The organism is Methanothermobacter sp. DP, from assembly GCF_026692625.1.
GTDB lineage: Archaea > Methanobacteriota > Methanobacteria > Methanobacteriales > Methanothermobacteraceae > Methanothermobacter > Methanothermobacter marburgensis.
This window is the reverse complement of the sequence record NZ_CP113501.1, coordinates 1,044,123-1,068,210: the sequence shown is the minus strand read 5'-3', so window position 1 is coordinate 1,068,210 and position 24,088 is coordinate 1,044,123. Positions and strand designations below refer to the sequence as shown.

Sequence of the window (24,088 nt, the reverse complement as noted above, 5' to 3'; positions counted from 1 at the left end):
AAGGTGGTCATATGGACATGATCATTGATGGTGAATACGTGGGGGGAGATAACCGTTTCAGTGTCAGGAACCCCTTCAATGGCAGGGAGGTTGACACTGTATCCATCGCAGGCAGGGATGATGTGTTGAGGGCCCTTGAGGCGGCCCACCGTGCAAAAGGTGCCATGTCTGATCTTTCTGCCAGGCGCATCTCGGAGAACCTCCATGATGTTGCTGATGAGCTCAGGGCAGAGATGGATGAACTTGCCAGGCTCATAACCCTGGAGTCAGGTAAACCCATAAGGTTCTCACGTGATGAGGTTAAAAGGTCAGTCGAAACCGCACGTCTATGTGCAGAGGAGGCAGGAAGGCTCTACGGCGAATCAATACCCATGGATGCGGGTATTGGCGGGAAGGGTCTTATTGGATTCACTGTAAGAATCCCCCTGGGGGTCGTGGCCGCGATAACCCCATTTAACTATCCACTCAATCTCGCCATCCACAAGGTTGGACCTGCCCTGGCAGCAGGTAACACCACTGTTCTCAAGCCTTCACTTGAGGCGCCCCTCTCCGCACTTAGACTCTGTGAGATACTGAATGAACACTTCCCGCAGGGGGCTGTTAATGCTCTAACAGGGAGGGGCCGGGAGATGGGAGATCTTATAATAGATAGCCCCCTCGTGGATAAAATAACATTCACAGGCAGTGTGGAGGTTGGAAGATACATATCCCGGAGGGCCTCAATGAAGAAGGTAACACTTGAACTGGGAGGCAACGATCCCCTCATCGTCATGGATGACGCAGACATTGACTCTGCAGTTGAGGCCGCGGTGAGGGGTTCCTATCTCTACTCTGGACAGGTCTGCATCGCGGTTAAGAGGATGGTGGTCCATGAAGATGTGGCCGACGAATTTGCAGATAAACTTGTGGATAAAACCCGCAGGTTAAGGGCCGGGGATCCACTTGACCCGAAAACTGATATAGGACCCCTTATAAATGAGGAGGCGGCCATTGAGGTTGAAAGGCGAATTGAGGGTGCCGTTGATGATGGTGCCCAGCTTCTCCATGGGGGGTCAAGGAGTGGCAACTTTGTTGAGCCCACCGTCCTTGACCATGTGCGTCCTGAGATGGAGGTTGTTTCAGAGGAAACCTTTGGGCCGGTTTCCCCGATTATAAGGTTTTCTGATGCTGATGAGGCTGTAGGGATTGCAAATGGTACATGCTATGCACTTCAGGCAGGGGTTTTTACTGAGAACATAAGAACCGCCCTGAAGATGGCATCTGAGATCGAGGCTGGCACAGTTCTTGTGAACAAACAATCCACCTTCAGGGTGGACCATATGCCATTTGGCGGTTTCAAGTGCAGTGGAATGGGAAAGGAGGGCGTTAAGTACGCAATAGAGGACATGACCCGGACCAAACTTGTGATTTTAAACAGCAGATGATTTCACATGTCCCATCAACATTTAACAGCATTTGTATTAACCGAAGGATCATCGCTATTTAAGGAATAATGCCGGGGCTTTTGGCTGAAAACAGGGTCTTATATTTTCCAATTCTTTAATAAAAAAACCATATTATTTATTTTTTTAATAATAGAAGAACATGTCTTATTTGAACCATTTGAATTGACGATGTTAATTAAAAATGGCTATAAGCATATTTCAGTTCACTTTTAATTATATGGAGAGATAGTAAACATTTAAATTAAATTAAGCCATTATAAATTTGAAATAACAGATTTTTATCTCAATAAAAAAATATAAAATTTACTATTTTATAAATTCAAAAAAGTTTTTATATTAGATATATGAATAAACATTTTTACAGCTATGTGGAGGTGAAACTATTTTATAAATTCAAAAAAGTTTTTATATTAGATATATGAATAAACATTTTTACAGCTATGTGGAGGTGAAACATTGAAAACTGAATATAAATTGCTGTCATTGATGCTTCTCCTTGTAGTTGCAGCGGGCATCTCAGGAGCATCGGCGACAGCCATACCCAATGCCGTGAGCCTGAAGATGCAGCAGAATGCATCTGACCCGGCACAGATAATTGTGGATGTAAACTACAGTGATAACCTTCAGGATGTTAATCAGAGTTTAGCCGTTGATGCAAAACTTGAACTCGTAAGCGGTAACATAACAGGCTCAGAAATAAAATGGTACTACACAGGTGACCTCAGCGGACCCTTTGCAAACTACACGGTCCCTGAGGGTGTTAGCACCGTCTGGCTCAGTTCATTCACAAATGCACCGGTACCTCAGGGAGCTGCAAAACTGTACATGGAGGACGGCAAAAGCTACAGGTGGCTCTTTGCAATTGAAAATGCAAAGGGCAAGGTATTCACGGTGAGGGCAAACTCAGTGGCCTTCCATATGGGCGCCAGTGGACCTGAAAATGAAACCGTACTCAACTCAACCCAGCTCACAGTGGACCTGCAGCCACACTTCACCCTGAAAAACCTGACGGTCACACCAGCATCTGGCAACGCACCCCTTGATGTGACTGTCAAAGTTAATGTCACAAACACCGGTATTGAAGACAAATTCACAGCAGAACTCAGGGTCAACGGTGAGGTTAAGGATACAAAAACTGTGAACGTCCCAACAGGTCAAACTGTCCCTGTAACATTCACATACACCCTCCCAGCAGGGCTCTACAATGTTACAGTCAATGACATGGTACCTTTCAGTGTCGAATCAACCCCCTCAGCACCGACAGCATCACCAGTTCCCGGTATCTACATGAACAATGTAACAGTGACACTGACAGGTCCAAAGGGGTCAGTGATCTATTACACCCTTAACGGGTCAAATCCAACTGTTAACAGCACAAAATATACAGCACCAGTTCTCCTCACAAAATCAGCGACACTAAAATTCATCGCTGTTGTTAACGGAGCATCCTCTGCAGTGTCCTCAGCCACCTACACTGTTATGAAACCGGTAACCCTCAGCTACTATGTCAAGGAAAAGGTTAAAAAGTGGTACAAAAAATGGTACAGGTACAGGGGCAAATGGAGATACAAGTGGAGTTACTACTGGACCTACAGGTACGTTAAGAGGATCAGCAGCTTCTGGCAGATAGCCTGATCCATTTTATTTTTACATTTTTTGGAAAATGTATTAACAGAGATACCTATACTTGTTTTATGGACGAACTAATGAACTGCAAGCTATGTGAATGGAGGTGCGGGGCAAACCGTTCCGCAGGTGAGAGGGGCGTCTGCGGGGCTGCGGAGACTGAGATCGCCTACACATCAATTACAGATGTCCTGAAAAGTTACTCGATAACCCTCCTGTCCTGCCCCTTCAGGTGTGCCTACTGCAATGCCTACAGGATATCACAGTACCCTGACTCAGGGTGGGTCTACAGGGGTCATGTGAAACCTGAGGATCTGGCATTGGAGGCGTTGAGGGAACTTGAAGCACATGGTATATCAAATCTGAGCTTTACTGGCGGGGAACCCACAATACACACACCCTACATCGAAAGGATGCTGCATGAAATAAAAGGTGAATGCGATGCTGATGTCATGGTGGCAACAAATGGCTTTCAAACACCTGAAACATTAAAACGCATCATAAGGTTCACCTCACTCTTCAGTTTTGAGATAAAGGCCATTTCAGATGAACTCCACAGAAACCTGACAGGGGCACCAGTGGCTCCTGTACTCCGCAACGCAGCCTACCTTGCAGAGAAATTCCCTGAAAAGATACGGGTCTTCAGGACGGTTGTGATACCCGGTATAAACCACCATGAGATAGGTGAGATAGCATCATTCATTGCAGAAATAAATCCAGAGATCCCCTACCGCCTCATAGGTTTCAGACCGAACTTCCTTCTATACTACCACAGGGGACCAGGCAGAAAACTTATGGAGAAACTCGTGGATGATTGCAGGGCAGAGGGCCTTGAAAGGGTTGATTATTCAGGATACTACCCATTATCAGAATTGAAGCTTGAGGACCGTCTGAGAAAAGCAGGATGCGGTCTGCCAAGGGACTGCGGAAGCTGCAGATATGAAGTGTGCAGGGCGATTCTCAGGGAGCCATGGAGGAGTTAACCAGCCAGGAACTCCTCCACGAGGTTCCTTGTCTCGTTAAGCGCCTCAAGAGGTATCCCCCTGGGCATTTCACCAGGGATCCCTTCAACGCCCCTCAGAACACCGTCGGCACCAAGGAACATGCCCTCACTAACAACACCCATGAATTTCTGGGGAGGTAAAAGGGCCACCGCCACCCTGTCATTCTCCCTTACATCAGGGTCATTTGTAACCACCTTTATGGACCTTCCACCCACATTAACATTGCAGATCTGAAGTTTATCCGCAGATGGGTGCCCCCCAACACTCATAACCTCACCTGCAACTATATCAACTGCAATAACAGGATCTGATATCTTTCCAAGCATCAGCCGACCCCTAAGGTTTCCGATGGTGTTCATGAAGAACTTCACCTTTGCTATGTTCTCCTCAACCCTCTCCCTCTCATCCCTTGAGGCCCCATCAAGGAATTTACGGCTCCAGTCCTCACCCCCCAGGGCATCGGTTATCTCCTTAAGTTTTTCCTCAATACTCATCATCTCAGGACTTGCTGCAAGGTCCTCGGGTTCAAGGTATGAGTATATGAGGCTCTGCAGTATCCTCTCAATCTCAGAGGCGGCCTGGATGGCCGGTTTCTTCTTCCACTGCCCCCTGAAACCCCCTGCCTCCAGGGCCCTCCTGAAGAGGTCAACTGCCTTAACTGCAACCATGAGCCTGTAATCCTTACTGGTGTCCCACATTTCAATCACAATCCAGAATCATTTTTTTAATTCCAGCAACAGCCTTTTCCTGCCACTTCAGTAATCTGTTATTTCCCTATAACTATTTAAGCTATGAACAATAATATTAACCAACAGCAGGTTATGCAGCAGCGCTACATGTTTAAACTGCCGGTGGTGGAAAGATGGTTGAATTATCCAGTCTATATGGACTTGAAATATACACCTCAAGGGGTAAGTACGTTGGAAGGGTTCAGGACGTTGTTCTCAACATCAAAAAGGGACGTGTATCAACACTGAAGGTCCGTCCAATGAGACACGATAAGAAGAATGTGGGTATAAAGGATGTCCTCAAGACCAGCATAAGGATAGTCCCTGAATCATCAGATGAGATAAGACCCATACAGGAGGAGGGAATCATAGACATAAACTATGAACGTGTCCAGGCGGTTGGAGATATACTCATAATATCTCCTGATGTTTCAGCGGAGAAAAAGGTAAACCCCATTGAATCCTGATTCTTTCTGTGTGATGACATGATCGTGGGTATAGTGGGCTGCGGTGCAATAGCCAACCTTATAGCGGGTTTCGTGAGGGACGGCAAGGTGCCCGTTGAACTGGGATTCTTCTATGACAGGGACCTTGAGAGGGCAGAGAACCTGGCGTCCATGGTGAACGGGACCGCGGTCCTTGATGTTGCAGACATGATCCCCCACGTTGACCTTGTGGTGGAGGCCGCATCACCTGAGGCTGTGAGGGAACTGGTCCCCGGGATACTTGAGGCCGGCAGGGACGTCATCGTTATGAGTGTAGGTGCCCTCATGGACCCTGAATTAAGGGGTCTGCTTGAGAAGAAGGCCTCAGAGAATAACGCTGAGATACATGTACCCTCAGGGGCAATAGTGGGTCTCGATGGTCTTAAGGCGGCATCCATGGGCAGTATAGAGTCAGTTAAACTTGTTACAAGGAAACCCCCACGGTCCCTGGGAATCAGCATGGATGAGAAGAAGGTCCTTTACACTGGGAAGGCATCAGAGGCCGTTAAGAGGTTTCCCCTTAACATAAATGTGGCTGCAACCATCAGTATCGCCTGTGGACGGGATATTGATGTTGAGATAATAGCAGACCCTGCAGTTGACCGTAACGTCCATGAGTTGACCGTTAAGGGGGACTTCGGGGAGTTCAAGACAATAACAGAGAATGTCAGGTGCTCCATAAACCCCAAGACAAGTGTGATGGCCGCATATTCCGCCATAAGACTCCTTAAATCCCTCAGTGAGAACATGCGCATTGGAACCTGATGGCATGATGCGAGAACATGAAATCTACTCAAACCTCAGGGTGCCACCATCCTCCAGCATAATACTGAGGCTTGATGGGAGGGGCTTCCACAGGTTAACAGCAAAGGCAGGGTTCAGGAGGCCCTATGATGATGTCTTCCGTGACCTCATGGTTTCAGCATGCCTTGAGATCATGAATGAGTTCAGTCCATCCTTCATATACACTTTCTCTGATGAGATCAATGTACTCCTGGATTCTGTTCCATTCTCTGGAAGGGTTGAGAAGCTTGACTCGGTCTTCCCGGCTTTTTTATCGTCATCATTTACACTCGGGGCCGTCAGCAGGGGTTTATCACTTGATAAACCTGTTTCATTTGACTGCAGGGTTATACCACTGGGCAGGGAGCTGGTCTGGGAGTACTTCAGGTCAAGGCAGAATGAGGCCTGGAGAAACTGCCTCAACAGCTATGCATACTGGACACTGAGGGATGAAATGGATAGAGATGATGCTGCGAGAACTCTGAATGGGATGAAATCGGATTCCCTCCATGAACTGCTCTTTGAGAGGGGTTTGAACATCTCAGAGGTGCCCGCATGGCAGCGAAGGGGTATAGGGGTCTACAGGGCTCCGGTGAAGGTGAGGGGCTACAATCCCATCACCGACAGGGAGGTCTCTGCTGTGAGGATGAGGGTGAGGGTCGACATGGAGCTTCCCCTCTTCACAGAGGAATTCTTTGAGGGGCTCAAGGGTTTGAAGGAAGACAACGGATCAGAGAGTGCCTGATAGAATGGGTTTAATTGAAAGGATCCTTGATTTTATGGATGTGAAACCGGTAAGGAGAGTGCTGGTTGATTCCGATGTCATTGAGGAGGCCCTGGAGATCGCAAAAAAGTCACATCCCCACGAATTTGTGGCGCTCCTTGAGGGAAAACAGGAGGGTGATGCCCTTCACATCACGGGCCTCATATTCCTCCCATCAAGGACCTCTGATGAGGGTGCTGTCATGGATGTCCTGATGCTCCCACCATTCACAGGTACTGTGGGGTCGGTGCACTCCCATCCGGGTCCCAGCAATTTACCATCGGGTGCTGATATGCAGTTCTTCTCAAAAAATGGCCTTTTCCATATGATAATAGCATACCCATATAGTATGGATACTGTGGCAGCCTATACTAGAGAGGGCGTTCCTGTTGATTTCCAGGTGGTTGAGCCAGATGATAACCTTTCATAATAATGTTGATCATTAGCTTGAATTTTCACATAATATGATGGGATTTTATCTGTGATTGGATTAGAACATATAAAATCAAAAACGCATTGAATGTTGGCTGGTATTTTTTGAATTTCCAGAAATTAACCTTGATTGTATTGGTCCTTCCAATGTTTTTTCTATCTGGACTCTGCTGCTAATTGAATGTAAGTTCTGAGTTTCCATTCATCAGCTGGAACCGATCAGGAGATGGTATATTCATACCGGTTATGAACGCTGGGAATGAAGCTTCTAAAATTGTTTTGAGATGGTATATTCATACCGGTTATGAACGCTGGGAATGAAGCTTCTAATATTGTTTTGAGTTGGTATATTCACACCGTTATCAGTGTAGGGTGCGAAAACAGGCAATATGATGGCAGCAGATTGGAGGTCATCATTCAAAATAAAAGGAAGGGGGTTACCCCCAGTTCCTGAGGTCAGGATTGAGAGCAAGTTATATTTCTATTGCAACAGCATCGTCCACGTTCTCAAGCTTCTTGACCTCATCTATGACCTCAGAGGGGACACTCTGGTCAACCTTGAGGACCATGACCGCCTCGCCACCGATCTCCTTCCTTCCCACCTGCATGGTGGCTATGTTTATCTGGTGCTCGCCCAGCTTGGTTCCAATGGCCCCTATGGTACCCGGGAGGTCCCTGTAGCGTGCTATTATCATGGTACCCTCTGGCTTCACATCCACCCTGTAGCCATTGATACCGATTATCGTGGGTTCCTTGATATGGGTGGCCTCCACGCTGAACTCGCCCCTGTCGGAGACAGCCCTTACCATTATGATGGACCTGTAGCCATCAGCCTCTGACCTTCGGGCCTCTGTAACCATGATACCCCTCTTCTTTGCAATTGCCGGGGCATTTATGAGGTTCACAGGTTCTGTGAGTATGGGGTTGAGTATGGCCTGAAGCATGGTCCTTGTGAGGATGTCGAACTGCATCTCTGCAAGTTCACCGCAGTATGTGACATCCAGTTTCTCTATGTTACCGGGCAGGGCCTGTGTGATGATGCTGCCCAGTTTCTCTGCGATCTCGGTGTAGGGTCTGAGGGACTTGTAGGTCTCCTGATCCATCACTGGCATGTTGAGGACGTTCCTCGGGGCACCTCCCTGGAAAACGGTTTTTATCTCATTTGCAACTATTATTGCAGCGTCCCTCTGGGCCTCGGCGGTTGAAGCTCCTATGTGTGGCGTCAGGACCACGTTTTCCAGTTCAAGGAGAGGGCTGCCCTCTGGAGGCTCCTCCTCAAAGACGTCAAGTGCTGCGCCAGCTATTTCGCCCTCTGTGAGGGCTCTGTGGAGGGCTTCCTCATCGATTATACCGCCACGGGCACAGTTAACTATGAATGCGGTTTCCTTCATCAGTTTGAATTCATCATCTGAGATCAGGTGCCTTGTCTCAGGTGTTAGGGGGACATGTATGGTTACGATGTCTGATTCCCTCAGGAGGGTTTCAAGGTCCGTGACGGTCACACCCATCTCCTCGGCGGCATCCCTGCTTATGTATGGGTCATAGACCAGTATGTCCATTCCGAAGGCCTTTGTCCTCACAACAACCTGTGAACCTATACGGCCCATACCGATTATACCGAGGGTTTTGCCGTTGAGCTCTATACCCATGAACCTGTTCTTCTCCCATTTACCCTCCTTTACGGATTTATCTGCAAGGGAGATCTTCCTTGCAAGGGCCAGCATGAGGCCTATTGAATGTTCGGCAACTGTTATGGATGTTGACTCAGGGGCATTTATGACCATTATACCCCTCTCTGTGGCGGCCTTAACATCCACGTTGTCAACACCCACACCCGCCCTTGCGATTATCTTGAGGCGGGGGGCTGCCTCTATGACGTCCCTTGTGACCTTGGTCCGGCTCCTGACAACTATGGCATCGAAGTCCTTTATGGCCTCAAGGAGCTCTTCGGGTGTTATGGTTGTGTTAACCACAACCTCCGCCACCTCTTCAAGTTCGGATATTCCCTTCTCATTGATGGAATCAGCAATAAGAACTTTCATCTCTGGCATAATTTCACCACACTTATCACAATGAAGATTTTATAGAATGATAGAGAATCTATAGAGGTAGTGTATATTATAATTATTGGTGTTATGAGGAGGACGTTATCATGTTCACAGGTTCGGTCAGTGTTAATGGAATTGAACTCCCGGAGGCGTTCCTGGGAAGCGCACCCTTCACTGCAGCACCCTATTTTGGGCATCGATCGAGGCTCTATGAGATGGACCTCAAAAGGAAGCCTGAAAATATTGCGGAGGTTATCATGGGAGCATATGATGTGGGTGTGAGGGGTTTCCAGGTCATACCTGAGAATCAGGTCCTTGAGGCCCTTGAGATGGTGAGGGATGCTGGCTGTGATCTGACCCTCATGGGTACTGTGAGACATGAACACTTTGAAGAGGACCTTGAGACTCTATCTCAACTGGGGTCCACCGCAGTGCTTCTTGATGAACACTACACGGACTTACTCCCGGCATCCAGGGTCTCTGAGCTCCTTGATGAGGTGGAAGGGATGCTCAGGGGTCTTGCCACAACCATGCCCCGGAAGACAACAGGGAGGCTGATTGATGAGGGTATTGATAACTTTGAGCTCTACATGGTCCCCATCAACAGACTTGGCTACATGACAGATTTCCCGGTTTTCCTTGAGGATGAACGGATGGAACTCGGAAAGCTTCTTGATGAACTTGGAAAAACCGTGGTTGCTGAGAAGGTCCTTGCAGCCGGGATAATACCTCCTTCTGAAGCATTTAAGTTCATAGAAAGTCTTGAATATGTGGACATGGTTGCAGTTGGTGTTGCATCGGTATCTGAGGCAGGTGAAACCTTCAGAGAACTCTTTGGGATATGATATGGAGATTTTTTCATCGTACTGGTTTTTCAGAGGTAGGTACATAAAATAAAATTCTGAGCTGATAAGTCTCTCTGTTGGGGGTGTTTGATGGAAGAGCGGGGCTCATGGTGGGGATGAGCCGTTGATACATATCTCTGTCGGGGCGATGAGCTGCCCAGATTTTCACAGCTACTGTGAATTTTGGCAGTAAGCCAGGATAAACAATGGTACCCTACAACATTTTTGTCATCGTGGAATATATGGATTCCTATGAGGCGTTTTCATTAAATCGCTTTTCCTTCTGCTTCTTGTTTATCTGGATGTTTTTCTGTGCATGGTCCTGTTTCCACTCTTACTGTGTCGTCTATGGCGGCCTTTATGGTGCCATATCCTGTGCCTGTCCTTTTCAATGGGACGGCATAGGAGTATTCTCTATACCTGCATTGTTGGCTGCTGCAGCACTGGCTGAGAACGCTATCAAAAAAGCATGGAGGATATTACAGGTTTTAAAGGGTTCAGCTAGCGCAAATAAAATATTTTCAAAATATAAAAGGGTTTTTTGACTGTTGAAGGTGTCCCCTGTGGTGATCTTGAATGGCCGTGAAATATGGTACTGTACTGATGAAAAGAATGGGTGGATCAATGTTCATAAAACTCGAAAGGGATGGAAGACTTTAACCATGCCAGCAGCATAGAGGATCGATGAGGGTGCAAAAATTCTTCAGCTGCTAGCTGCAGGTCCTCCTTTCTGCTATTACCTTCAGGAAGTCCCTGCTGCTTTCCATCTCATTTATCTCCCAGCTCTTGATCACAGGGACACCCTCAAGGTTCTCCCTTATACGGGGGCTGTCAATGATAAAAACAGATTCTGAGCCACTTATGAGTGACAGATCCCGCAGGGGTACAGCCATCCTCCTGAGGGTCCTCGAATCTCTCCCCTTTTCAAGGTCCGTTATGACGGTCCTCTCAAATTCCATTTCCTTTGCAACGGCATCAAAGGGGGTCCTTTGGGTCTCGATCATCCCGAATCCAATATCACCCAGCCTACCTGAAGGTTTTATCTCCACATCCCCCCTCTCAGGCACACTGAAGATGTCAATTGAGAGTGTTATTCGCACATTGAGCAGTTCCTCAAGTACCATGGCTGTTTCGGCTGAGGCCCTTGCAAGTCCATTCTCATACTTGTAGATCGTCTTGCGTGATACATGGGCGAGGTCTGCCAGGTCCTTAAGTGATAGCCTGTATTCCTCACGGACCTCCTTCAGGGTTCTCCCATCTATGTGCACATAGTAGCCCCCGCGGTCAGCTATCACCTCAGGGCACTCACCATCAACAACAATGTTCCTGAATGTCTCAGGGGCAACAACAGGGATGCCATGCCTCTCATAGACAACATCCTCCTCAAGGTACTCTGTCTTTGACCTTATACCGATGAGGAGTGGTGATGCAAGGAACGTGTGTGCAAGGGTTTTTATCTCATGGGCCTGCAAACTATTTATACCATCAATGTTCACAAGGACCTTAAGTAGGAGTAGCAGGAGCTTTCTCCTCGCCATCAGGTCAAAACAGCTCCGCTCATATATATGGGATGTTTCAAATCCGTTGTTGACAAGAAGTTCATGTATCTCCCTTAATACATGTTCTCTTTTAACAGATTTATCCAACTGGATCACCAGGTGATTTAATGTATAGAATTCATGTGGGTATAGATGATACTGACTCCCCGGATGGGATGTGCACAACCTATATATCATGCTTTATAATCCATGAACTTAAAAGTTGTGGTTTCTCTCCTGACGGTTACCCGCGCCTCATAAGACTAAACCCCTTCGCACCCCATAAAACGAGGGGTAACGGGGCAGTGGCATTCACCATAAAGGCTGAATCAGAGGATGAAATCAGAGAGATCAAGAATAAAGTCCTTCAAAGGGTTGAGGAACTTGCAGAACTTGATAATGACAGAACAAACCCTGGAGTGGTCTTCTATACGGGAGAAATCACTGATTCCATGAGAAAATTTGCCATATCAGCCATAAGGAGAATAATTAAAATCGAAGACGCGCTCAGGGTTGCAGAGGATGTTGGGGCAGAGGTTCATGGCTTCAAGAAGGGGCGTGGGATCATAGGGGCTCTCGCAGCCATTGGATGCCCTCTGGAGGACCGTACATACGAACTTCTCACCTACAGGGTCCCTGAAAACTATGGTAAACCCCGCCAGATAGATCCTGAATCAGTCAGACTCATGGACTCTGAGACCGGTAGGGAGACCTTCGATAACATTGACGGGGACTACATTGCAATAGAACCGCATACGCCATGCCCCATACTGTATGGTATCAGGGGAGAATCCCCTGAGGTGCTTCTGAGGGCGATGGAGATGGTTGATGTCTCTGAGGAGATAGAGAGGTTCTGCATCTTCGAGACAAACCAGCACACAGATCAGCATATACAGGACGCCCCCAGCATAGCTGCCATGGAAACCTTTGGCTGTTACCGTGTCAGAGGTGAGGTGCTCGACAGACCAAAGGTAATCGAGGGTGGCCACGTCTTCTTCACACTTGGCGATGCTTCAGGAGAAATCGAATGTGGCGCATATGAGCCAACAAAGGACTTCAGGAAGGTTATCCTTGAACTCATACCTGGGGACATGGTCACGGTTTATGGGGGTATCGGGGCCCAGGGGACACTCAACATTGAAAAGATACGCCTTGAGAGGGCATCTGAACTCTACGTTGAGGAGAACCCCCTCTGCACCTGTGGCAGGCGCATGAAATCTGCAGGCAGGAATAAGGGATTCAAGTGTCCCTCCTGCGGACGGAGGCTAAGAAATTCCAGGAAGGTTAAGAGGGTACTTGAGAGGCCGGTCAGGGAGGGGTACTATGAGGTTCCCACCTGCGCCAGGAGACATCTCTCAAAGCAGCTTGTCAGAATGGGAATCAGGGGGGGCAGATACCCTGATTGACTTAAATAAACGGAACCCCTGCAGGTGAATATCCTCAGCAGGAGTTAATAAAAAATAGGAACCTTTATAACAATCACTGTTATATTTAAAGGCAACATAGTAGCATCAATGATAACCGCAAAGCTCGCGCAATTTGCATCATCACTCTCATACACTGATCTGCCTCCCCAAATCATTGAAAAGGCCAGGATATGCATCCTGGACTTCATGGGAGTCGCACTCAGGGGTTCAGAGGAAAGGAGCGGAATCTCAGCTCTAAGGGCACTTGGCACCGGGCAGGGCAATGTGACGGTCATAGGCCATGGAAGAGGTTCCGATGAAAGAGCAGCCCTTCTGAATGGTATATTCGCCCATAATCTTGACCTTGATGACGGCCACAGGGGGGCCCAGCTGCACCCGGGGGCATGCGTGATCCCCGCGGCCCTGGCAGCTGCAGAGGCCATGGATGCAGAGTTCAGGGAGTTCATAGCAGGGGTTGTGGCAGGTTATGAGGTGGCCATCTTCATGGGTCTCCTCGCAAACCCCGGTCACAGGGGGAGGGGCTTCCACACCACAGGTACCTGTGGCACGTTTGGGGCCGCCGCAGCCGCAGCCAGCGTAATGGGCCTTGATTTCGAGGAGACAGTCAATGCACTGGGACTTGCAGGGACCCAGGCAGCAGGACTCCTTGAGTCAGACCATTCAGGGTCAATGGGCAAGCACCTTCACGCCGGGAGGGCGGCCCATTCAGGTCTTATATCTGCAAAGCTTGCATCGGAGGGTTTCACCGGGGCAGAGTCCATAATTGAGGGAAAGGAGGGATTCATCAATGCAATGTGCCAGTCTCCATCAGGAGCACCTGAAACTGGCGTGTTCCACATAGGAGACGTTTACCTCAAGAGGTACCCTGTCTGCAGGCACCTCCACTCCGCCCTTGACTGCGCCCTTGAGATACTTGAAATGACCAGATTCTCCGCATCAGAGATCCATGATGTCCTTGTGGAGACCTATGAGGTTGCAGCAGAACACGACAACTATTCCCCAAAAACCATTGAGGCGGTGAGGCAGAGTTTGCCTGTTTCACTGGCCATACTCATGGAGAAAGGGGATCTGAACATTGAGGATCTTGAGATAACATCTGATGTCAGGGAGACGGCATCAAAGATCAGAATAATGGTGGATCCAGAGATGCAGGGAATGAAGAACAGGAGACCTGCACGTGTTACGGTGAGACTCAGGGATGGTAGTGTTCACACGGCCTTCAGAGAGCTCCCATCAGGGGAACCAGAGGACCCCTACACCTGGGAGGACGTCCTTGAGAAGTTCGCCCTCCTGAACCCGGGTTACAGGAGAGATAAACTGGGGGTCCTCAGGGGTGCATGGTCAGAGACAACCTCAGAGGTAATCTCTGAGGTCCTTGATTGATGCATTGGAGCGAGCTGATGGTGGCTCCTTAGGTTTACACATGCTCAGAACATTCATGGGCTACTGATTAAAGGGTATAATTAAAACTGGAGGTGAAAAGTTGGAAAAAACCCGCAGATACCTTGATAGAATCGGAATAGGAGTTCCCAAAGGTGAATCAGAGAAGAGATTCAGTGACGGTGGACAGTACCGCTTTGAGGTCCCCGGGATACAGAGACCTGGGGCCATGAGGGCCCTCCTTGATGCAATGGAAGAACACGACGTCAGGGTCCACAGGGTAACCCAGACAAAGGGTATAATGCTCCTAACCGACGGTGAGATTGAGGAGATGGCTGAAATGGCCCGTGAAGCCGATATAGAACTCTTCCTGAGTGTGGGTCCTCGGGCAACCTACGATACAAGTGCATCTGCAAGGACCCCGGAGGGCTCAAGGATAGGTTACAGGCTGAGGGGATACGACAACCTGGTTTATGCGGTTGAGGATGTGAGGAGAGCGGCTGAACTGGGCGTGAGGGGCATAGTGGTCTATGATGAGGGACTCCTATGGGTTCTGGGGAGGATGCGTGGTGACGGTGAACTTCCAGCGGACCTCCACTTCAAGGTTTCAGCCCACTGCGGGCACGGTAACCCTGCATCAGCACGGCTACTTCAGGATATAGGCGCCGATTCCCTCAACCCTGTGAGGGACCTCCAGATACCCATGCTTGCAGCGATAAGGGAGGCCACTGACATTTCAATCGATGTCCACACAGAGAACCCCAAATCATCCGGTGGATTCATAAGGCACTATGAGGTCCCTGATATCATAAGGTATGCATCGCCGGTTTACCTCAAAACAGGGGGATCTGTGGCTGGACACCATGGATGGGACACCACAGAGTCACAGGCCCGTGAGAGGATAAGGCAGGTTGTACTTGTTAGGGACATGATAGAGCGTTACTACCCTGAAGCGGTGTTTTCATCAGGAGAGGACCTGGCGGTACCTGTGGGGGGAAGGTAGATTGGATATAGCAGCAAGGGTGAGGGATGCCCTTGTGGAGGCCGGCACAACCACGCCACCGGATGTTATGAGGGCATATAAACGGGCACTTGAGAGGGAAGAGGATGAAAAGGCCGCATGGATCCTTGAACTTCTCATTAAGAATGCCAGGATAGCCAAAGAAAGCGGCAGACCCCTCTGTGATGACACCGGAATACCCCATGTCCTTGTGGAGGTGGGTGAGGACTCCTTCATCCCCGCCGGCTTTTTCAACCTCATAAGGAGGGGGATTGCTGAGGGCCTACTCAAACTTCCAGGAAGGCCAATGGCGGTGCGTGGCGATGAGATTGAGAGGATAGAGCAGAGCAGGGGTCTCTACAGTGACCCATCAAAACTTCCCCCTGCACCATTCCTTGTTGACTCAGTCCCGGGAGATGAGGTCAGAATCCATGTTCTCCTCCTTGGAGGCGGTCCTGAGATAAGGGCGAGGACCAGGAGGGTTTTTCACAGACACAGTTATAGAAAAGTATTTGAGGAAGTTCTGACATGGATGAAAACAGAGGTCCCTTTACTTGGATGCACCCCGTGCATACCTGTTATAGGTATTGGGAGAACTCATTTTGAGGCCACAGGCCTTATGCTCAGGGCAATGGCCACTGGAAGCCTTGATGAGCAGTCTGAAATTGAGGATTACATTACAGAATCCCTTAACAGTACCGGAACAGGACCCCTGGGTCTTGGGGGATCCACAACAGCCCTTGGTTCCCTGGTGAATGTGGGGCCTCAAAGGGCCAGCGGTGTCAGAATAGTCTCAATGAGGCTGGCATGCTGTGTGGAGCCGAGAAGGGCAACCATAAAACTGTAGATCTCTGAGGTGAATGAATGGCTATAGGAAAGGATTCACTTGAAAACGTATTCAGGATGGGTTCCCCGAAGTGGAGGACTTCCATTACGAGGGTTGAGCCTAATCGGATTGTTACCAGGGGTTATTCTCAGGAGGATTTGATTGGTGGTGTTTCTTTTTCTGAGATGGTTTACCTGCTGATTCGGGGTGAGCTTCCGCCGGGTAATGTTGCGAGGATGCTTGAGGCTGTCCTGGTGTCTTTCTGTGATCATGGTGTGACACCGCCCAGTACGCAGGCTGCCCGTATGATTGCCTCTGCTGGTTCTCCGGTGCATGCCTGTATAGCGGGTGGTCTTCTGGCTTTTGGTAAGAATCATGCCGGGGCTATTGAGAGGTCCATGAAGCTTTTCCAGGAGACGGTTGCAGGGTGTGAATCTGAGGATGAGATTCCTGAGGCTGCTGTGAGGCTGGTGGATGATCATCTGCGAAGGAACAGGAAGGTGCTCGGGTTCGGGCACAGGTATCATAATGCGGATCCCCGGGCTGTGCGTCTCCTGGACCTTGCTGAGGAGTATGACTGTGTGGGCCCCCATACAAGGCTTGCGATTGAGGTTCAGAACGTACTCCTTGAGCGTAAGGGTGTCAGGATGAATGTTGATGGTGCCAACGCAGGTATACTCTCAGATATGGGTTTTGACTGGCGCACAGGGGCAGGGGTTTTCATGATAGGACGGCTGCCAGGCCTCATATCCCACGTATACGAGGAGAAGGTGCGTGAACCAGCCTTCAGAAAATTCTTCGACATCGAGGAAATACACTACGACGGCGAGGAGGAGAAGAATCTCTCTGCCGGGGCAGACCTTGAACCGATGCCTGAATAGCAGAAACCTTCAGGCAGCATAAAATCATTTTATGGTACATAATAACCTCTATGACACTCTTAAATTCATTTAAATATCATAATATGATTTAATGAATCAAGGGAGGGATTCAAAAGGCTTTGTTCACCGAATAGGTTTAGTTGAGTATCATAAACTCTGGAATAAAATAGTAAAAGATAAATATACCCCTAAATAGACCTTTGCATTAATAGGGTGATTTACATGACAACCATATCGGAAGCTATCACTACCATAAAGAAGGCTGAAAATGACGCTGACAGGTTAATTCAGGAGGCCAGAGAAAAATCATCCCAGCTAATCGATGACGCCATAACCAGGTCCAGTGAAATCCTTGAAAAGGCTGAAAGGGAGGCCAGTGAGAAGGGCGACGAGCTCATAATGGAAGCAGAGGAAAGGGCCAGAAAGGAAGCCATCAGCATTTCAGGGAAGGCGAAGCGTGAAGTGGAGACAATGAAGTCAGCGGCAATGGGCAGGGTCCCTGAGGCCGCCAGCATTATCGTGAAAAGTATCTTGTAGTGTGAGTAACATGTTTCTACCGGCAAGGATGCGAAAACTCAAGATCATAACCCTGGACCAGTACTCGGATTCAGTGGTTCGGTCCTTGCATGAGGAGGGAATAACCCAGATCGATGACATCTCAGAGCGCATCCAGCAGGATGCAGAGTGGCGCCAGATCCTTAAACCATCGAGGGCAACGCCATACACAGGAAGAGTATCATCTCTCCTCATGAAAACCAGCGGTATCCTGGACTTCCTTGGCTCAGTGGCAGCCCAGGAGAAGGGTCTCAGGGATACCCTGAGGGAGTTCATCAACCCCCCTGTCTTTGATAAGAGGGAGGTTGAGGAACTGGACACAGAATCACTCCTGAAAAGGGCCGATGAGCTCCTGGGGAAGGTCGAATCAGAGACCAGGGTTATGGAGGAAAAATTGAATGAGCTTGATTCAGAAAAAGCAAGCCTTGAATCAAGCCTATCTGTTGCAGAGAAACTGAAAGAATTTGATATTGATTTTGCCGATCTCCATGATTCAGAGTACATAACCGGAATCGCCGGGAGAATACCCTCTGAAAACCTGGATGAAATCCGGGAAAAGCTCTCAGAGATCACAGATGAACTGATACTGTTCGATGCAGAGGGGGAAAGCAAGGCAGAGCGCATTTTAATAATAATAACCCTCAGGAAACATGGGGACAGTGTGACCTCACTCCTCAGGCGAATGGAATTTGAGCGTTTCGAGATCAGCGAACTCAGCGGAAGACCATCAGAGGTCATATCCTCCTCAGAGGCACGCATTGCGGAAATTGAAGGGGAAAGAAGTGAGATAATCTCAAAGCTGAGGGAGATAAACAGCGAATGGGAGGACGAACTCCTTGTCCTCAAGGAACAGCTTGAAATCGAGAAGGAGCGAAACGAGGTTTTCTCACTCTTCGGTGAAACCGAGAAGACGGTGATGCTGGAGGCATGGGTGCCCCTCAAGGAGGCAGATAGGGCCATCGAAGTTGTTGAGGAGTCATCTGAGGGTCACTGTGTCACCGAACTTGAGGAACCAGACCCTGAGGAGGTCCCGGTGCTTCTGGACAACCCCAGATTCGCCAAACCCTACGAGAATTTCGTGGAGATGTACTCCCCACTGAAGTACAACGAGATCGACCCAACGATCTTCATGGCCTTCGTGTTCCCGTTCTTCTTCGGGTTCTGTCTGACGGATGCAGGGTACGGTATACTGGATGCACTCATAGGACTCATACTCTACCGGGGCCTTGGTAAGGTCAACCGGTTCATGAGGGACTTCGGTATAATAATGATGTCCTGTGGTGTATGGGCCTTCATCCTCGGGATGGTCACCAATGGATTCATAGGGGACTTCTTTCCACGGTTCCTGAACATTCAGCTGCCAACGGTCATACCGGCCATAGACGCATTTGTGAACCCCCAGAACATACTCATAATGGCACTCACTGTTGGTGTGCTGCACATCAACTTCGGTTTAATCCTGGGGGCAAGAAACAACATAAGGCTCGGGAACATGAGGGAGGCCCTCGGGTCACAGATAGTCTGGCTGATACTTGAACTGGGTATCATCCTCTACATCTTCGGGGGAATGTTCCTCGGGGCGCCAGTGATAATCCTGGCAGCTGCAATGCTGCTCTACTACAACGGCCTATTTGGCCTCATGGATGTATCAGGGTTCCTGGGTACACTCCTATCATACGCAAGGCTCCTGGCCCTCTGTCTATCAACAGGGGGTATAGCGATGACCGTTAACATCCTCACAGGACTGAGCTATGAGATGATACCGGTCATTGGAGTCATTCTGGCCCCGATAATATTCGTGTTCGGGCACCTTGCCAACAACGCCTTCCAGAGCCTTGGTGCCTTCATAAACTCACTTCGTCTGCATTATGTGGAATTCTTTGCCCAGTTCTATCTGGGTGGAAAAAACAAATTCAACGCATTTCGTGCTGAAAGAAACTTCACTAAGATAAGGAGGTAAATAGAATGGTTGAAATAGCATTAGGAACTGCTTTAGCAGCAATAGGTGCTGGAGTTGCAGTAGGATTCGCAGGTCTTGGATCAGGATTAGGTCAGGGTATAGCAGCCGCAGGAAGTGTGGGTGCAGTTGCAGAGGACTCTGACATGTTTGCGAGGGGTATCATATTCTCAGCCCTGCCAGAGACACAGGCTATTTACGGGTTCCTGATCGCCATACTTCTCCTGGTGTTCTCAGGACTCCTTGGAGGAGGAAAGGGCCTGGATGTAACAGCCGGACTTGTGGCTGTGGGTGCAGGTGCAGCCATAGGATTCGCAGGTCTGGGTTCAGGTATGGGTCAGGGTATAACATCAGCATCATCAGTTGGTGCAGTTGTTGAGGACCCTGATATGTTTGCGAGGGGTATCATATTCTCAGCCCTTTCAGAGACACAGGCTATTTACGGGTTCCTGATCGCCATACTCCTCATGGTCTTCGGCGGAATACTAGGAGGCTAATTAGATGAGCTCCGGAGCCGAAAAAATTGTCTCCAGTATAATGTCAGAGGCTCAGGCAAAGGCAGACGCCATCATTCAGGAAGCTGAAAAGGAAGCCGCCGGTATACTAGAGGAAGGTGAGAAAAGGGCCAGAATGGCCAGCGAACGAATCCTGGAGTCAGCCAGGAAACAGGCCGATATGAGGTACCAGCAGATAATCTCAGAGGCCAAGATGAACGCAAGGCGTGCAGAGCTGGAGGCAAGGGAAGAGGTAATACAGGAGGCCTTCAGAAAGGCCGAGGAGGAACTTGAAAAGCTGGCATCCGCATCCTCAGATGAATACGTCAGTGCCCTGAAGGCAATGATAAAGGAGGCCGCGGTTGAGATAGGAGGGGGAGAACTCACCGTCAGCATGAAGGAGGGTGATGACTCCCTTGACCTTGGCCTTGATAAAATCGCAGCTGAAGTGGAAGCCGAGACAGGTAAAAAAACAACCCTGGAGGTTGGAGACAGTATCAGGACCATTGGAGGAGCAGTGGTAAGGACAAAGGATGGACTGGTTGAGGTTAACAATACAGTAGAGGCCAGGATGTCCCGCTTCAAAAAGGCTCTACGTTCAGAGGTGGCCAGGGTTCTTTTCCAATGAAAGGGGAGATAACAGATGGCTGACAGCATCACAACAATTGTAACAGCGCTTGGATTCCCTTCAATAGAATCTTTTATAGGCGTACTCCTCCTTGGAGGGGCAATTATAGGTGCTATTGTTGTAATAGCAACTATAAGGCCTATATTAGATTTATTCCCCTTTGCATACCCCAACGCCAGAGTCAGGGCACGTATCGGGAGACTGATAAACGAGAAACAGCTCTCAGAGATCCTTGAGACAGAGTCAATGGAGGAGTTCAAAAACTACCTCAGAGGACTCCCTGACTATGCAGGCTACGTTGACCGCTTCCCAATTGAGAAGGCACTTGAAAGTCAGCTTGCAGAGACCTATGAGACAGTATCAAAGATAGCGCCCGCATCCATAAGGGATCCTTTCAGGGCAAACCTCAGGAAGTGGGATATAAGGAACATAAAGAGCCTCATAACAGCAAAGGACGCTGGTCTAAGTGCTGAGGAGACAGTGAACCTGATAGTACCTGCAGGGGAGATCTACGAGGTCATAGAGGGACTGGTGGATGCCTCAAGTGTTCAGGAGGTCGTAACAGGCCTTGAGGGGACAGAATATGCGGAGGTACTGGAGGACGCACTCTCCCAGTACCAGGAAACAGGTATGCTGCTCCCAATCGAGGCGGCCCTTGACAGGAAATTCCTGGAGGACCTCATAAGGTCAGTTGGAAGCCCCTCAGATGACAACACGAAGATTCTGCACAGCTACTTCGGTACACAGGTGGACGTGGCCAACCTCAGGATGATACTCCGTGCAAAGGCAGACGGCCTCAGCTACGATGACATAAGCCCATACATAGTACCCCAGGGCTACCAGCTGAGGGAGTGGAAGCTCAAGGACCTCATGGAGGCAGAGGACGTCAGTGGAGTTATAAGCGGCCTTGAGGGGACAGACTACGGGCAGATCCTGTCAGAGGCACTATCAGAGTACACATCAACAGGTTCAGTGGCGGTCTTCGAGCGCGTCCTTGAGGACAACCTCAACAGGATGGCCAGGAACTTCGCACTCAAGAAGCCCTTCGGGGTGGGACCAATGATAGGATTCCTCAGCAGGAAGGAAACCGAGGTGCGAAACCTCAAGGTCATAGCAAGAAGCAAGAGGGAGCCCGGGTTCCCTGAATCAATGGTTAAGGAGATGTTGGTATGAGTTCAAATATTGCAGTGGTCGGTGACAGGGACACCGTGACAGGGTTCAGACTCGGAGGCGTCAGGGAAGGTTACGTCGTGGAGACACCTGACGAGGCAGAGGAAACCATAAGGAACCTTATAGGCGAAGGCTTCTCCATAATAATCGTCACAGAAAAGATTGGGGATGAACTGAGGGAATTTATTGAGGAAACCACAAGTTCAAGCGCACTGCCAATGATAATAGAGATACCTGATAAAACAGGGCCCTCAGAACGTGAAACCGATCCACTGAGGGACCTTATTAAAAGAGTTATTGGGGTTGAGATGGTAAAATGACACAGGAAGGAAGGATTATAAAAATAGCGGGTCCTGTTATCATCGCCGAGGGGATGAGAGGATCCCAGATGTACGAAATGGTCAAGGTGGGTGAAGACAAGCTCATAGGAGAAATCATTGAACTTGAGGGTGACACAGCAACCATCCAGGTCTACGAGGAAACAGCAGGTATAAAACCTGGGGAGACCGTTGAGAGAACAGGCGGCCCTCTATCAGTGGAACTCGGACCTGGAATACTGGGTTCAATCTTCGATGGGATACAGAGGCCCCTCGAGGACATCAAGGCACTCACCGGAGACTACATCGAAAGGGGAGTGGATGTACCATCACTCCCAAAGGATAAAAAGTGGACCTTCAAGCCAGTGGCCCAGGAGGGTCAGATGGTTAAGGGTGGGGACATAATCGGTGAGGTGGAGGAGACATCCTCAATAACCCACAGGATAATGATCCCACCAAACGTTGAGGGTAAACTCACAAAGATAGTGCCCCAGGGCGAATACACGGTCCTTGATGATATAGCAGAGGTGGAAACCGATAAGGGCACCGTTAAGGTGCAGATGCTCCAGAAGTGGCCTGTGAGGAAGGGCCGGCCATACAAGAAGAAACTTGACCCGGACGTGCCACTCATAACAGGTCAGAGGGCACAGGACACATTCTTCTCAGTCGCCAAGGGTGGTACAGCCGCAATACCAGGGCCATTTGGGTCAGGTAAAACCGTTACCCAGCAGCAGCTTGCAAAATGGGCCGACGCAGACATAATCGTCTACGTTGGATGCGGTGAAAGGGGTAACGAGATGACAGAGGTCCTTAAGGAATTCCCTGAACTGGAGGACCCAAAGACAGGTAACCCCCTCATGGACAGGACTGTTCTCATAGCAAACACATCAAACATGCCTGTGGCTGCAAGGGAGGCCTGTGTGTACACGGGTATAACCATAGCAGAGTACTTCAGGGACATGGGATACGATGTTGCGCTCATGGCTGACTCCACCTCAAGGTGGGCAGAGGCCATGAGGGAGATCTCAGGAAGGCTCGAGGAGATGCCCGGTGAAGAGGGATACCCGGCGTACCTGGCATCCAGGCTCGCACAGTTCTATGAGCGTGCAGGAAGGGTTACAACCGTGGGTTCAGAGGACAAGGTTGCATCCGTGTCAGTCGTTGGTGCGGTTTCACCACCAGGTGGTGACCTCTCAGAGCCTGTCACACAGAACACACTCAGGATCTGTAAGGTTTTCTGGGCACTTGACGCATCCCTTGCAGACAAGCGTCACTTCCCATCCATTGACTGGCTCCAGAGCTACTCACTCTACGTTGACAGCGTCGAGGAATGGTGGGCCAAAAACGTTGACCCTGAATGGAGGGCCACAAGGGACGAGGCAATGGCGCTCCTCCAGAAGGAGGCAGAACTCCAGGAGATCGTCCAGCTCGTGGGACCCGACGCACTTCCAGACAGGGAGAGGATAACCCTTGAGACAACAAGGATGATAAGGGAGGACTTCCTCCAGCAGAACGCCTACCATGAGGTTGACACATACTGCTCACCATCAAAGCAGTTCGAGATGCTAAGGACAATCATAATGTTCCACAAGAATGCAACAGCAGCACTTGAGAAGGGTGCGCCAGCAGCGGACATCATAGCCCTCCCGGTCAAGGAGGACATAGGGCGTATGAAGTACATACCCGAAGATGAATTCCCGGCAAGAATCAAGGAGATCCAGGAGAGGATCGTCAAGGAATGTGGTGAGGTGTGAAG

At 49.4% G+C, this 24,088-nt stretch carries 24 protein-coding genes; 21 read left to right on the top strand and 3 right to left on the bottom strand.

Translation table 11 applies throughout. From position 1 onward, the window contains the following. Positions 1-11 precede the first annotated feature (11 nt). The 3 genes from OXN82_RS05745 to OXN82_RS05735 all read left to right on the top strand — a co-directional run bounded on the left by OXN82_RS05745 (position 12) and on the right by OXN82_RS05735 (position 4,054). Positions 12-1,424: a lactaldehyde dehydrogenase gene (locus tag OXN82_RS05745; protein ID WP_321210976.1), complete on the top strand. Its 1,413-nt coding sequence runs from the start codon at positions 12-14 to the stop codon at positions 1,422-1,424. A 507-nt stretch (positions 1,425-1,931) separates the two neighbouring features. After that, positions 1,932-3,080 carry a chitobiase/beta-hexosaminidase C-terminal domain-containing protein gene (locus OXN82_RS05740; RefSeq protein WP_321210975.1) on the top strand — a complete coding sequence of 383 codons (1,149 nt, stop codon included), beginning with the start codon at positions 1,932-1,934 and terminating at the stop codon, positions 3,078-3,080. 59 nt (positions 3,081-3,139) lie between these two features. Beyond that, positions 3,140-4,054, top strand: a complete 915-nt coding sequence (locus tag OXN82_RS05735; protein ID WP_321210974.1) for a radical SAM protein — start codon at positions 3,140-3,142, stop codon at positions 4,052-4,054. On the opposite strand, the gene OXN82_RS05730 is transcribed toward OXN82_RS05735, so the two are convergent. Then, complete coding sequence (locus tag OXN82_RS05730; RefSeq protein WP_321212165.1) at positions 4,051-4,773, bottom strand: tRNA-binding protein; 723 nt, start codon at positions 4,771-4,773, stop codon at positions 4,051-4,053. The two genes, OXN82_RS05735 and OXN82_RS05730, sit on opposite strands and share 4 nt — an antisense overlap. Before the next feature lie 164 nt (positions 4,774-4,937). Here OXN82_RS05730 and OXN82_RS05725 point away from each other — a divergent pair, with 164 nt between their 5' ends. Genes OXN82_RS05725 through OXN82_RS05710 form a run of 4 tightly spaced genes read left to right on the top strand, consistent with a single transcriptional unit; the run spans position 4,938 to position 7,264 of the window. After that, entirely contained in the window at positions 4,938-5,270 is a 333-nt protein-coding gene (locus OXN82_RS05725) for a PRC-barrel domain-containing protein (protein WP_321210973.1), read from the top strand. Positions 5,271-5,288: 18 nt separating this feature from the next. Continuing rightward, positions 5,289-6,053 carry an aspartate dehydrogenase gene (locus tag OXN82_RS05720; protein WP_321210972.1) on the top strand — a complete coding sequence of 255 codons (765 nt, stop codon included), beginning with the start codon at positions 5,289-5,291 and terminating at the stop codon, positions 6,051-6,053. 7 nt (positions 6,054-6,060) lie between these two features. Then, positions 6,061-6,816: a tRNA(His) guanylyltransferase Thg1 family protein gene (locus OXN82_RS05715; RefSeq protein ID WP_321210971.1), complete on the top strand. Its 756-nt coding sequence runs from the start codon at positions 6,061-6,063 to the stop codon at positions 6,814-6,816. Positions 6,817-6,820: 4 nt separating this feature from the next. Beyond that, positions 6,821-7,264, top strand: a complete 444-nt coding sequence (locus OXN82_RS05710; RefSeq protein WP_321210970.1) for a Mov34/MPN/PAD-1 family protein — start codon at positions 6,821-6,823, stop codon at positions 7,262-7,264. A gap of 475 nt (positions 7,265-7,739) precedes the next feature. On the opposite strand, the gene serA is transcribed toward OXN82_RS05710, so the two are convergent. Further along, positions 7,740-9,308, bottom strand: coding sequence for a phosphoglycerate dehydrogenase (serA, locus tag OXN82_RS05705; protein WP_321212164.1), 1,569 nt, complete (start codon positions 9,306-9,308; stop codon positions 7,740-7,742). Between the two features lie 110 nt (positions 9,309-9,418). Here serA and OXN82_RS05700 point away from each other — a divergent pair, with 110 nt between their 5' ends. Together OXN82_RS05700 and OXN82_RS05695 are read left to right on the top strand one after the other, a co-directional pair. Continuing rightward, a complete protein-coding gene (locus tag OXN82_RS05700) occupies positions 9,419-10,159 on the top strand; it encodes a hypothetical protein (RefSeq protein ID WP_321210969.1) in 741 nt (246 codons plus the stop codon). 206 nt (positions 10,160-10,365) lie between these two features. After that, positions 10,366-10,704 (top strand): hypothetical protein, encoded by a 339-nt coding sequence (locus OXN82_RS05695; RefSeq protein WP_321210968.1) that lies wholly within the window; start codon positions 10,366-10,368, stop codon positions 10,702-10,704. A 165-nt stretch (positions 10,705-10,869) separates the two neighbouring features. Here OXN82_RS05695 and OXN82_RS05690 read toward each other — a convergent pair whose 3' ends face one another. After that, positions 10,870-11,805, bottom strand: a complete 936-nt coding sequence (locus tag OXN82_RS05690; protein ID WP_321210967.1) for a transcriptional regulator — start codon at positions 11,803-11,805, stop codon at positions 10,870-10,872. 20 nt (positions 11,806-11,825) lie between these two features. On the opposite strand from OXN82_RS05690, the gene OXN82_RS05685 reads away from it, so the two are divergent. The 12 genes from OXN82_RS05685 (at position 11,826) to OXN82_RS05630 (ending at position 24,086) form a co-directional block, all read left to right on the top strand. Further along, a complete protein-coding gene (locus OXN82_RS05685; RefSeq protein ID WP_321210966.1) occupies positions 11,826-13,103 on the top strand; it encodes a tRNA(Ile)(2)-agmatinylcytidine synthase in 1,278 nt (425 codons plus the stop codon). Positions 13,104-13,211: 108 nt separating this feature from the next. Further along, entirely contained in the window at positions 13,212-14,507 is a 1,296-nt protein-coding gene (locus OXN82_RS05680; RefSeq protein WP_321210965.1) for an MmgE/PrpD family protein, read from the top strand. 100 nt (positions 14,508-14,607) lie between these two features. Continuing rightward, positions 14,608-15,507: a peptidase gene (locus tag OXN82_RS05675; protein WP_321210964.1), complete on the top strand. Its 900-nt coding sequence runs from the start codon at positions 14,608-14,610 to the stop codon at positions 15,505-15,507. Between the two features lies 1 nt (position 15,508). Next, positions 15,509-16,351, top strand: coding sequence for a fumarate hydratase (locus OXN82_RS05670; RefSeq protein WP_321210963.1), 843 nt, complete (start codon positions 15,509-15,511; stop codon positions 16,349-16,351). A gap of 17 nt (positions 16,352-16,368) precedes the next feature. Further along, entirely contained in the window at positions 16,369-17,211 is an 843-nt protein-coding gene (locus OXN82_RS05665) for a citryl-CoA lyase (RefSeq protein ID WP_321210962.1), read from the top strand. Positions 17,212-17,433: 222 nt separating this feature from the next. Then, positions 17,434-17,748 (top strand): ATP synthase archaeal subunit H, encoded by a 315-nt coding sequence (gene ahaH, locus OXN82_RS05660; RefSeq protein WP_321210961.1) that lies wholly within the window; start codon positions 17,434-17,436, stop codon positions 17,746-17,748. Between the two features lie 10 nt (positions 17,749-17,758). Next, positions 17,759-19,726, top strand: a complete 1,968-nt coding sequence (locus OXN82_RS05655; protein WP_321210960.1) for a V-type ATP synthase subunit I — start codon at positions 17,759-17,761, stop codon at positions 19,724-19,726. Between the two features lie 5 nt (positions 19,727-19,731). Further along, positions 19,732-20,220, top strand: coding sequence for an ATP synthase subunit K (locus OXN82_RS05650; RefSeq protein ID WP_013296144.1), 489 nt, complete (start codon positions 19,732-19,734; stop codon positions 20,218-20,220). Between the two features lie 4 nt (positions 20,221-20,224). Beyond that, positions 20,225-20,845 carry a V-type proton ATPase subunit E gene (locus OXN82_RS05645; RefSeq protein WP_321210959.1) on the top strand — a complete coding sequence of 207 codons (621 nt, stop codon included), beginning with the start codon at positions 20,225-20,227 and terminating at the stop codon, positions 20,843-20,845. A gap of 15 nt (positions 20,846-20,860) precedes the next feature. After that, positions 20,861-22,018, top strand: a complete 1,158-nt coding sequence (locus OXN82_RS05640; protein ID WP_147671647.1) for a V-type ATP synthase subunit C — start codon at positions 20,861-20,863, stop codon at positions 22,016-22,018. After that, the gene (locus tag OXN82_RS05635; RefSeq protein ID WP_147671648.1) at positions 22,015-22,335 is read left to right on the top strand and encodes a V-type ATP synthase subunit F; all 321 of its coding nucleotides are present in this window, start codon (positions 22,015-22,017) and stop codon (positions 22,333-22,335) included. Before OXN82_RS05640 ends, OXN82_RS05635 begins: the two co-directional genes overlap by 4 nt. Then, positions 22,332-24,086 carry an ATP synthase subunit A gene (locus OXN82_RS05630; protein WP_321210958.1) on the top strand — a complete coding sequence of 585 codons (1,755 nt, stop codon included), beginning with the start codon at positions 22,332-22,334 and terminating at the stop codon, positions 24,084-24,086. Before OXN82_RS05635 ends, OXN82_RS05630 begins: the two co-directional genes overlap by 4 nt. Positions 24,087-24,088: the final 2 nt, after the last annotated feature.

Bases quoted from the DNA above. Each gene is read 5' to 3' on its own strand.
- OXN82_RS05745 (WP_321210976.1), top strand. From the start codon at position 12: ATGGACATGATCATTGATGGTGAATACGTGGGGGGAGATAACCGTTTC.
- OXN82_RS05740 (WP_321210975.1), top strand. From the start codon at position 1,932: ATGCTTCTCCTTGTAGTTGCAGCGGGCATCTCAGGAGCATCGGCGACA.
- OXN82_RS05735 (WP_321210974.1), top strand. From the start codon at position 3,140: ATGGACGAACTAATGAACTGCAAGCTATGTGAATGGAGGTGCGGGGCA.
- OXN82_RS05730 (WP_321212165.1), bottom strand. From the start codon at position 4,773: ATGTGGGACACCAGTAAGGATTACAGGCTCATGGTTGCAGTTAAGGCA.
- OXN82_RS05725 (WP_321210973.1), top strand. From the start codon at position 4,938: ATGGTTGAATTATCCAGTCTATATGGACTTGAAATATACACCTCAAGG.
- OXN82_RS05720 (WP_321210972.1), top strand. From the start codon at position 5,289: ATGATCGTGGGTATAGTGGGCTGCGGTGCAATAGCCAACCTTATAGCG.
- OXN82_RS05715 (WP_321210971.1), top strand. From the start codon at position 6,061: ATGCGAGAACATGAAATCTACTCAAACCTCAGGGTGCCACCATCCTCC.
- OXN82_RS05710 (WP_321210970.1), top strand. From the start codon at position 6,821: ATGGGTTTAATTGAAAGGATCCTTGATTTTATGGATGTGAAACCGGTA.
- serA (WP_321212164.1), bottom strand. From the start codon at position 9,308: ATGAAAGTTCTTATTGCTGATTCCATCAATGAGAAGGGAATATCCGAA.
- OXN82_RS05700 (WP_321210969.1), top strand. From the start codon at position 9,419: ATGTTCACAGGTTCGGTCAGTGTTAATGGAATTGAACTCCCGGAGGCG.
- OXN82_RS05695 (WP_321210968.1), top strand. From the start codon at position 10,366: ATGGTACCCTACAACATTTTTGTCATCGTGGAATATATGGATTCCTAT.
- OXN82_RS05685 (WP_321210966.1), top strand. From the start codon at position 11,826: ATGTATAGAATTCATGTGGGTATAGATGATACTGACTCCCCGGATGGG.
- OXN82_RS05680 (WP_321210965.1), top strand. From the start codon at position 13,212: ATGATAACCGCAAAGCTCGCGCAATTTGCATCATCACTCTCATACACT.
- OXN82_RS05665 (WP_321210962.1), top strand. From the start codon at position 16,369: ATGGCTATAGGAAAGGATTCACTTGAAAACGTATTCAGGATGGGTTCC.
- ahaH (WP_321210961.1), top strand. From the start codon at position 17,434: ATGACAACCATATCGGAAGCTATCACTACCATAAAGAAGGCTGAAAAT.
- OXN82_RS05655 (WP_321210960.1), top strand. From the start codon at position 17,759: ATGTTTCTACCGGCAAGGATGCGAAAACTCAAGATCATAACCCTGGAC.
- OXN82_RS05650 (WP_013296144.1), top strand. From the start codon at position 19,732: ATGGTTGAAATAGCATTAGGAACTGCTTTAGCAGCAATAGGTGCTGGA.
- OXN82_RS05645 (WP_321210959.1), top strand. From the start codon at position 20,225: ATGAGCTCCGGAGCCGAAAAAATTGTCTCCAGTATAATGTCAGAGGCT.
- OXN82_RS05640 (WP_147671647.1), top strand. From the start codon at position 20,861: ATGGCTGACAGCATCACAACAATTGTAACAGCGCTTGGATTCCCTTCA.
- OXN82_RS05635 (WP_147671648.1), top strand. From the start codon at position 22,015: ATGAGTTCAAATATTGCAGTGGTCGGTGACAGGGACACCGTGACAGGG.
- OXN82_RS05630 (WP_321210958.1), top strand. From the start codon at position 22,332: ATGACACAGGAAGGAAGGATTATAAAAATAGCGGGTCCTGTTATCATC.